8 protein-coding genes and 3 rRNA genes are annotated in these 12,880 nt (G+C 65.3%); 3 read left to right on the top strand and 8 right to left on the bottom strand.

The genetic code is table 11. The features are described from left to right. Positions 1–14 precede the first annotated feature (14 nt). From JYA75_RS21555 to JYA75_RS21565, 3 genes are all read right to left on the bottom strand, one after another. Positions 15–905 (bottom strand): tetratricopeptide repeat protein, encoded by an 891-nt coding sequence (locus JYA75_RS21555; protein ID WP_029542958.1) that lies wholly within the window; start codon positions 903–905, stop codon positions 15–17. 96 nt (positions 906–1,001) lie between these two features. Beyond that, entirely contained in the window at positions 1,002–1,373 is a 372-nt protein-coding gene (locus JYA75_RS21560) for a DUF3817 domain-containing protein (protein ID WP_006938400.1), read from the bottom strand. A gap of 95 nt (positions 1,374–1,468) precedes the next feature. Next, positions 1,469–2,659, bottom strand: coding sequence for an acetyl-CoA C-acetyltransferase (locus JYA75_RS21565; protein ID WP_161995413.1), 1,191 nt, complete (start codon positions 2,657–2,659; stop codon positions 1,469–1,471). A gap of 105 nt (positions 2,660–2,764) precedes the next feature. On the opposite strand from JYA75_RS21565, the gene mce reads away from it, so the two are divergent. Next, complete coding sequence (gene mce / locus JYA75_RS21570; protein ID WP_029542955.1) at positions 2,765–3,247, top strand: methylmalonyl-CoA epimerase; 483 nt, start codon at positions 2,765–2,767, stop codon at positions 3,245–3,247. 107 nt (positions 3,248–3,354) lie between these two features. Next, positions 3,355–4,440, top strand: a complete 1,086-nt coding sequence (locus JYA75_RS21575) for a hypothetical protein (RefSeq protein WP_006944441.1) — start codon at positions 3,355–3,357, stop codon at positions 4,438–4,440. A gap of 44 nt (positions 4,441–4,484) precedes the next feature. Here JYA75_RS21575 and JYA75_RS21580 read toward each other — a convergent pair whose 3' ends face one another. Beyond that, a complete protein-coding gene (locus tag JYA75_RS21580) occupies positions 4,485–4,805 on the bottom strand; it encodes an ATP/GTP-binding protein (protein WP_203329314.1) in 321 nt (106 codons plus the stop codon). Position 4,806: 1 nt separating this feature from the next. Beyond that, a complete protein-coding gene (gene nucS, locus JYA75_RS21585; protein WP_029542949.1) occupies positions 4,807–5,481 on the bottom strand; it encodes an endonuclease NucS in 675 nt (224 codons plus the stop codon). A 43-nt stretch (positions 5,482–5,524) separates the two neighbouring features. Between nucS and JYA75_RS21590 the strand changes: the two genes are divergently transcribed. After that, positions 5,525–7,066 (top strand): adenylate/guanylate cyclase domain-containing protein, encoded by a 1,542-nt coding sequence (locus JYA75_RS21590; RefSeq protein ID WP_006947813.1) that lies wholly within the window; start codon positions 5,525–5,527, stop codon positions 7,064–7,066. 96 nt (positions 7,067–7,162) lie between these two features. On the opposite strand, the gene rrf is transcribed toward JYA75_RS21590, so the two are convergent. From rrf to JYA75_RS21605, 3 genes are all read right to left on the bottom strand, one after another. Beyond that, positions 7,163–7,279: ribosomal RNA gene (gene rrf, locus JYA75_RS21595) — 5S ribosomal RNA — on the bottom strand. 149 nt (positions 7,280–7,428) lie between these two features. Next, positions 7,429–10,566 (bottom strand): 23S ribosomal RNA (locus tag JYA75_RS21600). Positions 10,567–10,864: 298 nt separating this feature from the next. Beyond that, a 16S ribosomal RNA gene (locus JYA75_RS21605) occupies positions 10,865–12,386 on the bottom strand. Together the 16S, 23S and 5S rRNA genes form the textbook arrangement of a ribosomal RNA operon. Positions 12,387–12,880 lie beyond the last annotated feature (494 nt).

A 12,880-nucleotide genomic window follows, 5' to 3' on the forward strand; every position in this document is an offset into this window, starting at 1 on the left:
GGGTCGGGAACCGATCAGTACAGCGCCGACGCCAGCTTGCGGCGCGCGGTGACGACGAACGGCTCGGCGGGATCGAACAGCTCGAACAGCTCCAGCAGCCGCGTGCGGGCGGCGTTCCTCTCGTCGCCGGCGCTGCGGGCGACGAACCCGATCAGCCGGGTGAAGGCGGCCTCGGGCTGCTGGGCGAACAGTTCGGCGTCGGCCGCGACGAGCTGCGCCTCGAGGTCGGCCGGGGCGGCGTCGGCCGCGGCGATCGCGTCCTCGGGCACCGACTGAGCGCGGGCGAGGAACCGGACCTGCCGCAGCGCGGCCAGAGCGTCGGCATTGGCGGGCTCGGAGTTCAGGATCAGCTCGTACGCCGCCTCGGCACCGGCCAGGTCCCCTGCCTCGAGGGCCTGCTCGGCGGCGACGAACCGCGGATCCTCCTGCTCCTCGACGGGCTCGGCGCCGGGCGGGCCGGACAGCTTTCCGGCGACCGCGTCCTGGATGGCGGCGAGCCATTGCCGAAGCTGCGGTTCGGGCTGCACGCCCTGGAAGTCGGCGAGGGGCTGCCCGGCGGCGATCGCGACGACGGTCGGCACGGACTGCACACCGAACGCCTGCGCGATCCGCGGGTTGGCGTCCACGTCGACCTTCGCGAGGACCCAGCTGCCGCCGCCCTCGTGGGCCAGCTTCTCGAGGACGGGCGAGAGCTGCTTGCACGGGCCACACCAGGTGGCCCACAGGTCCACGATGACGGGGACCTGCATCGAGCGCTGCAGCACCTCGGCCTCGAAGGTGGCCTCGGTAACGTCGACGACGGGCGTGAAACCGGACTGGGGGCCGGTGCCGGAGCCGGGCTGCGACGGAGGTGGGGGCGCGGTAGACCGCTCCTTGAGGGGCGCGAGATCCACCGCGCCGGACATCGCCGCGGCGGTCGCGGCGGAACGTGCTGCAGGACGGGAACCTGGTCGAGTCACGCCGTCCAGTCTGTCACGTTCCGCGCGACAGGGGACAGCAGGTCAGGCGAGTGCGGGCGCGTCCACCGGACGCGCTTGCGCGGACAGTTCCGCCAGCCGGCCGGTGCGCACAGCCCACCATTCGAAGACGATCGTGCCGAACGGCGGGACGGACGAGATCAGGGCCAGGCCCGTGGTGACCAGGTTCCACTTCAGCGCCCGCGCGGTGAGGAGGGCGACGAGGACGAAGGCCACGAACACGCCGCCGTGCAGCGGGCCGAAGATCTTCACTCCGATCTCGTTGCCGTTCTCGGGCAGGTACTTGAACGCCATGCCGACGAGCAGGCCGGCCCAGGTGAAGGCCTCGAGGACGGCGACGAAGCGGAACCGCTTGGCCGGGGTGCTGAGATCGAAGAAGTTCGCCATGCACACCATTGTGCCGATCGGCTACGACGAGCTGTCGTTGCTGTGAGAGACGTCACCGCCCCCACGCGGTGCGCGGGGGCGGCGACGAGAGTATTGGACGCGGTCTACGCCTTGGGGACGCGGACGATGAGGGCGTCGCCCTGGCCGCCGCCGCCGCACAGGGCCGCGGCCCCGACACCGCCGCCGCGGCGGGCCAGTTCGAGCGCCAGGTGCAGCACGATCCGGGCCCCGGACATCCCCAGCGGGTGCCCCAGCGCGATGGCGCCGCCGTTGACGTTGATCCGGGCCGGGTCCAGCCCCAGCTCGCGGCCGGAGGCGATCCCGACCGCGGCGAACGCCTCGTTGATCTCCACCAGGTCCAGCCCGGCCGGGTCCAGGCCCTCCCGGGCGCAGGCCTTGGCGATCGCCCGGGCCGGCTGGGACTGCAGCGTCGAGTCCGGGCCGGCGACCACCCCGTGCGCGCCGATCTCGGCGAGCCAGGACAGACCCAACTGTTCGGCCCTGGCCCGGCTCATCACCACCACCGCGGCCGCCCCGTCGGAGATCTGCGACGCCGACCCGGCGGTGACGGTGCCGTCCTTCGCGAACGCCGGCCGCAGCGCCGCCAGCGACTCGGCGGTGGTCTCCGGGCGGATGCCCTCGTCGGCGGTGACCACGACCGGCTCGCCGCGGCGCTGCGGGATCGACACCGGCACGATCTCCGCGTCGAACAGCCCGTCCTTCTGCGCGCGGGCCGCCCGCTGGTGGCTGGCGGCGGCGACGGCGTCCTGCTCGGCGCGGGAGACGAACCGGGTGCCGGTGTTGGCGGCCTCGGTGAGGTTGCCCATGGCCTGGTCGGTGAAGATGTCGTGCAGCCCGTCGAAGGCCATGTGGTCGCGCAGGGTCACATCGCCGTACTTGAACCCGGCCCGGGAGTGCTCGAGCAGGTGCGGGGCCTGGCTCATCGACTCCTGGCCGCCGGCGACGACGATGTCGAACTCGCCGGCGCGGATGAGCTGGTCGGCCAGCGCGATCGCGTCGATGCCGGACAGGCACACCTTGTTCACGGTCAGGGCGGGCACGTCCATCGGGATGCCGGCGGCCACCGCGGCCTGCCGGGCCGGGATCTGGCCGGCGCCGGCGGTGAGCACCTGACCCATGATCACGTACTCGACCTGCTCCGGGGCCACCCCGGCCTTGGCGAGGGCACCGGCGATGGCGACCCCGCCGAGGTCCGAACCGGAGAGGTCCTTCAGGGCGCCCTGCAGACGCCCCATCGGGGTCCGGGCTCCGGCAACGATGACAGAACTGGTCACGAGGATTTCCTCCGGTGGTGGGAGTGACGGCTTCCGCGCGGGCTCGAGGCCGGCAAGCCCATCCCGACGCATACTGATCTAACGTTAGCGCTACCGTCTTTATTCATGACTGAGACCTCCCCCACTCCGACTCCGCTCGCGGCGCTGACCTCCGGCCTCGTGACCGCCATCGACCACGTCGGCATCGCGGTCCCCGACCTGGACGCCGCCCTCACCTGGTACGCCGAGAACCTCGGGCTCGTCTCCACCCACGAGGAGGTCAACGAGGAGCAGGGCGTGCGCGAGGCGATGCTGTCGGTTCCCGGCTCGCCGGAGGGCGCGACCGCGATCCAGCTGCTCGCCCCGCTGAACGAGAACTCGACGATCGCGAAGTTCATCGACCGCAGCGGGCCCGGCCTGCAGCAGCTCGCCTACCGCGTCAGCGACCTCGATGCGGTGTCCGCCGAGCTCCGCGCGCGCGGCGTGCGCCTGCTGTACGACGCCCCGCGACGCGGCACCGCCGATTCCCGTATCAACTTCCTCCACCCCAAGGACGCCGGTGGCGTGCTCGTCGAGCTCGTCGAACCTGCTGCGCACGGATCGCACTGACCGCCCCCATCTCACCCGGCCGACTCGCCGGGTTCACACCGCCGCAGCATTAGCACAACGCGGCGGCACGCGCAGCTCCGGCCGCTTCGAGCAGGTAGATTGGCGCCATGGTCTTCGATCGCGATCGCACCCCAAGCCACCTGCCCTTCTCCATCGTGCGCAAGGGATTCGACCGCGACGAGGTGACCAACTACTTCGCCAGATTCGAGGCCGAGCTGCGCGTGACCGCCACGGACCGGGATGCGGCCGCCGCGCAGGCTCGCGACCTGGCTCGACAGCTCGAGAACGCCCGCAACGAGATCGACGAGCTGCGCAAGGACGTCGATCGGCTGTCGGTGCCGCCCACCACGGCCGAGGGCATGAGCGACCGCATCTCCCGCATGCTGCGCCTCGCCTCCGACGAGGCATCCGAGCTGCGGGCACGGGCCGAGGCCGACGCAGCCGAGATGATCTCCCTGGCCGAGCAGGAAGGCATCCGGCTGCGCGGGGACTACGAAGCGATGATCGCCGAGCTCGCCGAGCGGCGTAAGGCATTCGAGACGGAGCACGCCCGCACGATGGCGGAGGCGCGTGCCCAGGCCGCCCGGATCATCGCCGCCGCCGAAGCGGAGCGCGATCGCCTGGCGGCGGAGGCGGAGGCCAAGCGGGACCGGGTCCAGCAGGACTTCGAGATCGCCATGAGCGAGCGCCGCAGCAAGGTCCTCGGCGCCCTCGACGAGCTCGAGCGCACCAGCAAGGCCGAGGCCGAGCAGCGTCTCGAGATCGCGTCCCGCGAAGCGGCACGCCGGCTCGAGATCGCCACCGAACAGTCCGAGCGGAAGATCGCCAACGCCCGCGATCTGACCGAGGAACTGCGGGTGCTGCGCGGCCGCATCCTCAGCCAGTTGGACGGGGTACGCGGTCAGCTCGAGGCCGTGCCGTCGATGCTCGCCGCCGTGACGCGCGAGGGCGAGCTGCTCGACCGCGACCGGGATGCGCTCACCACCGAGGGCGAGGCCGACGCGACCAAGGAGATCGCCACCGGGGAATCCGAGAAGGAACCGGCCACCAAGGAACTCCCGGCGGCCGGCGGCAAGCCGGAGGGCAGCGACGGCGAAGCCGGCTCGGCGAAGGAGGCACGGTCCGGCGAGGAGGCACCGCCCACCGATCGCCTCGGCCGCTCACCTGCAGTGGCCAGCAAGGTCCGCAACTGACCCGACGGCTGAGCCGTCACTAGGACCCGACGGCTGAGCCGTCACTAGGACCACCGCCGGGTCGGTCCGCGGGTACCGCGGCCGGCCCAGCATCCGTTGTGCCAGTGTCGGCGTTCGTCGGCGCCCCCGATGTCGTCGGTGGGCCAGGCGACCACGTGGGGGGTTCCCGGCGCGATCTCGTGATCGCAGCCGGGGCACCGGTACGCCTTCGTTGCTCGCGACCCGGAGACGGTGCGCACGGTGTAGCGCTCGGACTCCGCGCCGGACGGCCCCCATTCGGTGCGGGAGGTGGCCCCGGAGAACGTCGACCCGCCGATATCGGGCCGGCGCCGGCGCTGCGATCGGGGAACGTTGCGGCGGGGCATATCAGAACAGCCGGAACTCGTTGCTCTCGGTGCCGCGCAGGGCGTCGTAGTCGAGCACGAGGCAGCGGATACCGCGATCGGTCGCAAGGGTCTTGGCCTGTGGCTTGATCTGTTGCGCCGCGAAGACACCGCTGACGGGCGCGAGCAACGGGTCCCGGTTGAGCAACTCGAGGTACCGGGTGAGCTGCTCGACACCGTCGATCTCGCCGCGTCGCTTGATCTCGACGGCCACCGTGCCGCCGTCCGCGTCCCGGCACAGCAGGTCCACCGGACCGATGGCCGTGGGGTATTCCCGGCGGACGAGGGTGTAGCCGGGGCCGAGGGTTTCGACGTGCTCGGCGAGCAGTTCCTGCAGATGCGCCTCGACACCGTCCTTGATCAGGCCCGGGTCCACACCCAGCTCGTGGCTCGAATCGTGCTCGATCTCGTCGATGGTGATCCGGAGTTGCTCACCCGTCTTGTTGGTCACCACCCACAGGGCGTGCGCCTCGTCTGCGGACTCCTCGACCAGCCAGCACGGCGGACTCATCCAGTTCAGCGGCTTGTAGGCACGGTCGTCGGCGTGCACACTGACCGATCCGTCGGCTTTGACCAAGAGCAGCCGACGCGCCATCGGCAGGTGTGCCGTCAGACGTCCGACGTAGTCGACTCGACAGCGGGCAATCACAAGGCGCACGTTGCCACCCTAGAGGATCGCTCCGGACTACTCTCGAACGACCATGCCTCGCACCCGCCGCACCTCGCCCCTCGGCTCGCCGCTGCTCGGCGCGCCCGCGGAATCCGTCCGGCGCCAACGTGTTCGCGTGCAGACATTGCTCACCCTGTTGCTGCTCGGCACGAACATCGCGGGGGCCGCGATCACGGCGTTGTTGATCAACGTCGTCGTCCCGGGCCCCTCGGTGCTGCGTCCGGAGTTCGTCGTCGTCACCGGCGTCATAGCACCCGTCTACGTCGGCGGGGCCATCGTCCTGGGAACGGCCTTCGGGACCCGGCTCGGCCTTGCACAACTGCGGTGGATCCTCGAGGACCGGGATCCCACCCCCGACGAACGACGTGCAACCATGCGGCTGCCGATGCGCCTCACCGCCCAGCAGGGTGCATTCTGGGCGCTGGGGCTGGTGCTGTTCGCGACCGCGTTCGGTGTAGTGGATCCGCGCACGATCCCGAAGGTCGCCCTCACCATCGCCCTCGCGGGCCTGACGGTCTGCGGCTTCGTCTATCTGTTCAGCGAATTCGCCCTGCGGCCGATCGCGGCCCGGGCCTTGGAGGCCGGGGCGACGCCGCGACGCCGACTCACCGGCACCAGCGGCCGCATCATGGTGGCCTGGGCACTGGGCAGCGGCGTTCCCGTCGTCGGGCTGATGCTCGTGGCGGTCTTCAGCTTCGTCCGTCCCGTATCACCCGTCCGGTTCGCGGTGACGATCCTGACGATCGGCGGACTCGCCTTGTTGTTGGGGGCGTTGCTTATGCTCCTCACCGCCCGGACCAGCGTCGCGCCGATCGAGTCGGTGCGGTCCGGCATGGCCCGCATCGAGCGGGGCGACCTCGATGCCGAGGTGGTCGTCTACGACGGAACCGAACTGGGAGAACTGCAGGCGGGATTCAACCGCATGGCCGACGGCCTCCGCGAGCGCGACCGGATCCGTGACGTCTTCGGCCGGCACGTCGGGCAGGACGTGGCGCGGGCGGCGTTGGCGTCGTCGCCGCGCCTGGGCGGCGAGGAACGCCATGTCGCGGTGCTGTTCATCGATATCATCGGCTCGACGGCAATGGCGGCCGATCGGCCGCCCACCGAGGTCGTACATCTGCTCAACCGCTTCTTCGAAGTGGTGGTCGAGGAGGTGCACCGGGCCGGCGGGTTCGTCAACAAGTTCGAGGGCGACGCGGCACTGGCCATCTTCGGCGCTCCGGTCGCAATGGACGACGCGGCGGGCAGTGCGCTCGCGGCCGCCCGGGAGATGGCCCGCCGGTTGCGCACCGAGGTCCCCGAGTGCGAGGCGGGAATCGGGGTCACCGAGGGTCTCGCGGTGGCCGGAAACGTGGGCGCTCACGAGAGATTCGAGTACACGGTGATCGGCGATCCGGTGAACGAAGCGGCTCGGCTGTCGGACGTGGCCAAGACGTTCCCCGGCCACGTGGTGGCGTCGGCCCGGGCGGTAGAGGTGGCCGCGGAAGCGGAGCGCATCCGATGGTCGCTGAAAGGTGAAGTCACCCTGCGCGGGCGGTCGGAGGTCACCCGCCTTGCGGTCCCGGTGGACTGATCCCGACGAAGGACCGACGGGTTCGGCTGCGCCCCACAGGGAACGCGGAAATGCCGGAAGCCCCCCAACGAGGTTGGGGGGCTTCCGGTAACGGGTGTTCGGCGGTGTCCTACTCTCCCACACCCTGTCGGGTGCAGTACCATCGGCGCTGGAGGGCTTAGCTTCCGGGTTCGGAATGGGACCGGGCGTTTCCCCTCCGCTATGGCCGCCGTAACTCTGTGAAACGACCCACGCACGCTGTTCGCGTGGGTCGGGGGCCGCAGGCCCACCCATTCTTTGGGGGGCAGCGTTTACTCCGACTCCTCGCGCAGCGAGTGTGAGTGTGTTGTTTCAGATACCGCACAGTGGACGCGTAGCTTCTTTGTGGTAAGTCCTCGGCCTATTAGTACCGGTCACCTGCATGCGTTACCGCACTTCCAGTTCCGGCCTATCAACCCGGTGGTCTGCCGGGGGCCTTACCCCCTCGAGGGGGTGAGAAACCTCATCTTGGAACAGGCTTCCCGCTTAGATGCTTTCAGCGGTTATCCCTTCCGAACGTAGCCAACCAGCCGTGCCCCTGGCGGGACAACTGGCACACCAGAGGTTCGTCCGTCCCGGTCCTCTCGTACTAGGGACAGCCTTCCTCAAGTTTCTAACGCGCGCGGCGGATAGAGACCGAACTGTCTCACGACGTTCTAAACCCAGCTCGCGTGCCGCTTTAATGGGCGAACAGCCCAACCCTTGGGACCTACTCCAGCCCCAGGATGCGACGAGCCGACATCGAGGTGCCAAACCATCCCGTCGATATGGACTCTTGGGGAAGATCAGCCTGTTATCCCCGGGGTACCTTTTATCCGTTGAGCGACACCGCTTCCACATGCCGGTGCCGGATCACTAGTCCCGACTTTCGTCCCTGCTCGACCTGTCGGTCTCACAGTCAAGCTCCCTTGTGCACTTGCACTCGACACCTGATTGCCAACCAGGCTGAGGGAACCTTTGGGCGCCTCCGTTACATTTTGGGAGGCAACCGCCCCAGTTAAACTACCCACCAGGCACTGTCCCTGAACCCGATCAGGGTCCGAGGTTAGAGGTCCAATACGATCAGAGTGGTATTTCAACAACGACTCCACCCACACTGGCGTGCGGGCTTCCCAGTCTCCCACCTATCCTACACAAACCGAACCGAACACCAATACCAAGCTGTAGTGAAGGTCCCGGGGTCTTTTCGTCCTGCCGCGCGTAACGAGCATCTTTACTCGTAGTGCAATTTCGCCGAGTCTGTGGTTGAGACAGCAGAGAAGTCGTTACGCCATTCGTGCAGGTCGGAACTTACCCGACAAGGAATTTCGCTACCTTAGGATGGTTATAGTTACCACCGCCGTTTACTGGGGCTTAAATTCTCAGCTTCGCGGAGTGAACTCCGCTGACCGGTCCTCTTAACCTTCCAGCACCGGGCAGGCGTCAGTCCGTATACCTCGTCTTACGACTTCGCACGGACCTGTGTTTTTAGTAAACAGTCGCTTCTCTCTGGTCTCTGCGACCACCCCCGGCTCACGGAGCAAGTCCGGTCACCGGGACTGGTCCCCCTTCTCCCGAAGTTACGGGGGCATTTTGCCGAGTTCCTTAACCACAGTTCTCTCGATCGCCTCGGTATTCTCTACCTGACCACCTGTGTCGGTTTGGGGTACGGGCCGTGTGAAAGCTCGCTAGAGGCTTTTCTCGGCAGCATAGGATCATGGAATTCGCCTCATTCGGCTACGCATCACCTCTCAGGCTGTGTGCGACACGGATTTGCCTGTGTCACGCCCTACGGGCTTACACCGGTACAACCACTGACCGGCCCCACTACCTTCCTGCGTCACCCCATCGCTTGGCTACTACCACCGAAGGTCCCGTGCAGCAGGCTCTCGGCTCCCGAAGGAACTCGATCACCCTTTGGACGGTTAGTACCGATGATTCACCAGGGGCGCGTTCACACGGGTACGGGAATATCAACCCGTTGTCCATCGACTACGCCTGTCGGCCTCGCCTTAGGTCCCGACTCACCCTGGGCGGATTAACCTGGCCCAGGAACCCTTGGTCATTCGGCGGACGAGTTTCTCACTCGTCTTTCGCTACTCATGCCTGCATTCTCACTCGCGCAGCCTCCACACCTGGATCACTCCGGCGCTTCCCCGGCTGCACGACGCTCCCCTACCCACCCGCACCACTGCCGGACGATCCGTGGACCCTCCGGGGTGTTGTGCGAGTGCCGCGGCTTCGGCGGTGTACTTGAGCCCCGCTACATTGTCGGCGCAGAACCACTTGACCAGTGAGCTATTACGCACTCTTTCAAGGGTGGCTGCTTCTAAGCCAACCTCCTGGTTGTCTCAGCGATCCCACATCCTTTTCCACTTAGTACACGCTTAGGGGCCTTAGCCGGCGATCTGGGCTGTTTCCCTCTCGACTACGAAGCTTATCCCCCGCAGTCTCACTGCCGCGCTCTCACTCACCGGCATTCGGAGTTTGGCTGATTTCGGTAAGCTTGTGGGCCCCCTAGACCATCCAGTAGCTCTACCTCCGGTGAGAAACACGCGACGCTGCACCTAAATGCATTTCGGGGAGAACCAGCTATCACGGAGTTTGATTGGCCTTTCACCCCTACCCACAGCTCATCCCCTCAGTTTTCAACCTAAGTGGGTTCGGGCCTCCACGACGTCTTACCGTCGCTTCACCCTGGCCATGGGTAGATCACTCCGCTTCGGGTCTAGAACATGCCACTACAGACGCCCTGTTCGGACTCGCTTTCGCTACGACTACCCCACACGGGTTAACCTCGCGACATGCCACTAACTCGCAGGCTCATTCTTCAAAAGGCACGCCGTCACCCCCAGCAGACCAAACTGCTCGAAGGCTCCGACGGATTGTAAGCGCACGGTTTCAGGTACTATTTCACTCCCCTCCCGGGGTACTTTTCACCTTTCCCTCACGGTACTAGTCCGCTATCGGTCACCAGGGAGTATTCAGGCTTATCGGGTGGTCCCGACGGATTCACAGCAGATTTCACGGGCCCGCTGCTACTCGGGTATTCGAATCGACAGTCACCGCGTTTTCGTCTACGGGATTCTCACCCTCTACGACAGGCCGTTCCAGACCATTTCGACTAACACAGGCGATTTCTCACTGTCGGCCGGCGCGGCAGCACCGACACATCGAACCCCACAACCCCGAACACACAACCCCTGCCGGGTATCACATGTATCCGGTTTAGCCTCTTCCGTTTTCGCTCGCCACTACTCACGGAATCACATGTTGTTTTCTCTTCCTGTGGGTACTGAGATGTTTCACTTCCCCACGTTCCCTCCACACGCCCTATATATTCAGGCGCGGGTAACACGACATCACTCGTGCTGGGTTTCCCCATTCGGAAATCCTCGGATCACAGCTCGGTTGACAGCTCCCCGAGGCATATCGCAGCCTCCCACGTCCTTCATCGGCTCCTGGTGCCAAGGCATCCACCGTACGCTCATAAACACTTACAACAAAGATGCTCGCGTCCACTGTGCAGTTCTCAAACAACACACAACAACCCCTACCGCAAGAAAACCATGTCCTCTTGTTTCGCGGATCATCGTCGCTGACAAAACACTCGCGTGTTCTCTCAGGACCCAACAGTGCACCGATATAACCACCGCAGAAGGACACTCGGGTCCTTCCCGCGCGGTGATGACTGTCAGCGTTCCACCCATGAGCACCACCGGATTACGTGTGAATCCGAAATGGCTCTGCCTCGCTCCCCCGGCACCTGTGTGCTGGTCCGAGCAAGGAGTTGCTCCTTAGAAAGGAGGTGATCCAGCCGCACCTTCCGGTACGGCTACCTTGTTACGACTTCGTCCCAATCGCCGATCCCACCTTCGACGGCTCCCTCCCACGAGGGGTTAGGCCACCGGCTTCGGGTGTTACCGACTTTCATGACGTGACGGGCGGTGTGTACAAGGCCCGGGAACGTATTCACCGCAGCGTTGCTGATCTGCGATTACTAGCGACTCCGACTTCACGGGGTCGAGTTGCAGACCCCGATCCGAACTGAGACCGGCTTTAAGGGATTCGCTCCACCTCGCGGTATCGCAGCCCTCTGTACCGGCCATTGTAGCATGTGTGAAGCCCTGGACATAAGGGGCATGATGACTTGACGTCGTCCCCACCTTCCTCCGAGTTGACCCCGGCAGTCTCCTGCGAGTCCCCAACCGAATTGCTGGCAACACAGGACAAGGGTTGCGCTCGTTGCGGGACTTAACCCAACATCTCACGACACGAGCTGACGACAGCCATGCACCACCTGTACACCGACCACAAGGGAAACCCCATCTCTGGGGCGGTCCGGTGTATGTCAAACCCAGGTAAGGTTCTTCGCGTTGCATCGAATTAATCCACATGCTCCGCCGCTTGTGCGGGCCCCCGTCAATTCCTTTGAGTTTTAGCCTTGCGGCCGTACTCCCCAGGCGGGGCGCTTAATGCGTTAGCTACGGCACGGATCCCGTGGAAGGAAACCCACACCTAGCGCCCACCGTTTACGGCGTGGACTACCAGGGTATCTAATCCTGTTCGCTACCCACGCTTTCGCTCCTCAGCGTCAGTTACTGCCCAGAGACCCGCCTTCGCCACCGGTGTTCCTCCTGATATCTGCGCATTTCACCGCTACACCAGGAATTCCAGTCTCCCCTGCAGTACTCAAGTCTGCCCGTATCGCCTGCAAGCCCGCAGTTGAGCTGCGGGTTTTCACAGACGACGCGACAAACCGCCTACGAGCTCTTTACGCCCAGTAATTCCGGACAACGCTCGCACCCTACGTATTACCGCGGCTGCTGGCACGTAGTTGGCCGGTGCTTCTTCTGTACCTACCGTCACTCGCGCTTCGTCGGTACTGAAAGAGGTTTACAACCCGAAGGCCGTCATCCCTCACGCGGCGTCGCTGCATCAGGCTTGCGCCCATTGTGCAATATTCCCCACTGCTGCCTCCCGTAGGAGTCTGGGCCGTGTCTCAGTCCCAGTGTGGCCGGTCGCCCTCTCAGGCCGGCTACCCGTCGTCGCCTTGGTGGGCCGTTACCCCACCAACAAGCTGATAGGCCGCGGGCCCATCCTGCACCGGAAAACCTTTCCACCCCGGAACATGCATCCCGAGGTCCTATCCGGTATTAGACCCAGTTTCCCAGGCTTATCCCGAAGTGCAGGGCAGATCACCCACGTGTTACTCACCCGTTCGCCACTAATCCACCCAGCAAGCTGGGCTTCATCGTTCGACTTGCATGTGTTAAGCACGCCGCCAGCGTTCGTCCTGAGCCAGGATCAAACTCTCCGTTGAAGACTCACAATCAAACCCCGAAGGGCCGATCAGTCATAGACATCGAGCCAAATCACCAGCAAAAAACTCAAACCAGCAAAAAACACTGACCACCACAGACGGAAGAATGCGGCAGCCAGCAACAACCACCCCCCGAAAAGAGAGGCGGTCGCACCAAAAATATTTTGGCACTGACATTCATCGGCACACTGTTGAGTTCTCAAAGAACACGCACACACCATCACCCACGAACCGAGGTCCGCGGCGCTCCGGGGCAACCGTTCCAGCCTACCCACACCACCCGGCGAAAACAAACCCGACGCGCTCGGTGGGATCGGCAACGGCCCAGAACCCTACCAGAAGATTCCGAACCGAACAATCAGGCGCCTGCGTCCAACCTCGTTGTCCCGAGCCCCTGCGGGCCGGGTCGGTGTCCGTGTCGCTCTGACCTGGAATAAGTTACGTGAGGAACAACCGTGCGCCAAATCCGCTGGTCAAGCTCCGATGCGGCACTG

The sequence above is a fragment of the Rhodococcus sp. PSBB066 genome (genome assembly GCF_017068255.1).
Lineage (GTDB): Bacteria > Actinomycetota > Actinomycetes > Mycobacteriales > Mycobacteriaceae > Rhodococcus > Rhodococcus aetherivorans.

Coding starts and splice junctions, on each gene's coding strand:
- JYA75_RS21555 (WP_029542958.1), bottom strand. CDS start 905: ATGTCCGGCGCGGTGGATCTCGCGCCCCTCAAGGAGCGGTCTACCGCG.
- JYA75_RS21560 (WP_006938400.1), bottom strand. CDS start 1,373: ATGGTGTGCATGGCGAACTTCTTCGATCTCAGCACCCCGGCCAAGCGG.
- mce (WP_029542955.1), top strand. CDS start 2,765: ATGACTGAGACCTCCCCCACTCCGACTCCGCTCGCGGCGCTGACCTCC.
- JYA75_RS21575 (WP_006944441.1), top strand. CDS start 3,355: ATGGTCTTCGATCGCGATCGCACCCCAAGCCACCTGCCCTTCTCCATC.
- JYA75_RS21580 (WP_203329314.1), bottom strand. CDS start 4,805: ATGCCCCGCCGCAACGTTCCCCGATCGCAGCGCCGGCGCCGGCCCGAT.
- JYA75_RS21590 (WP_006947813.1), top strand. CDS start 5,525: ATGCCTCGCACCCGCCGCACCTCGCCCCTCGGCTCGCCGCTGCTCGGC.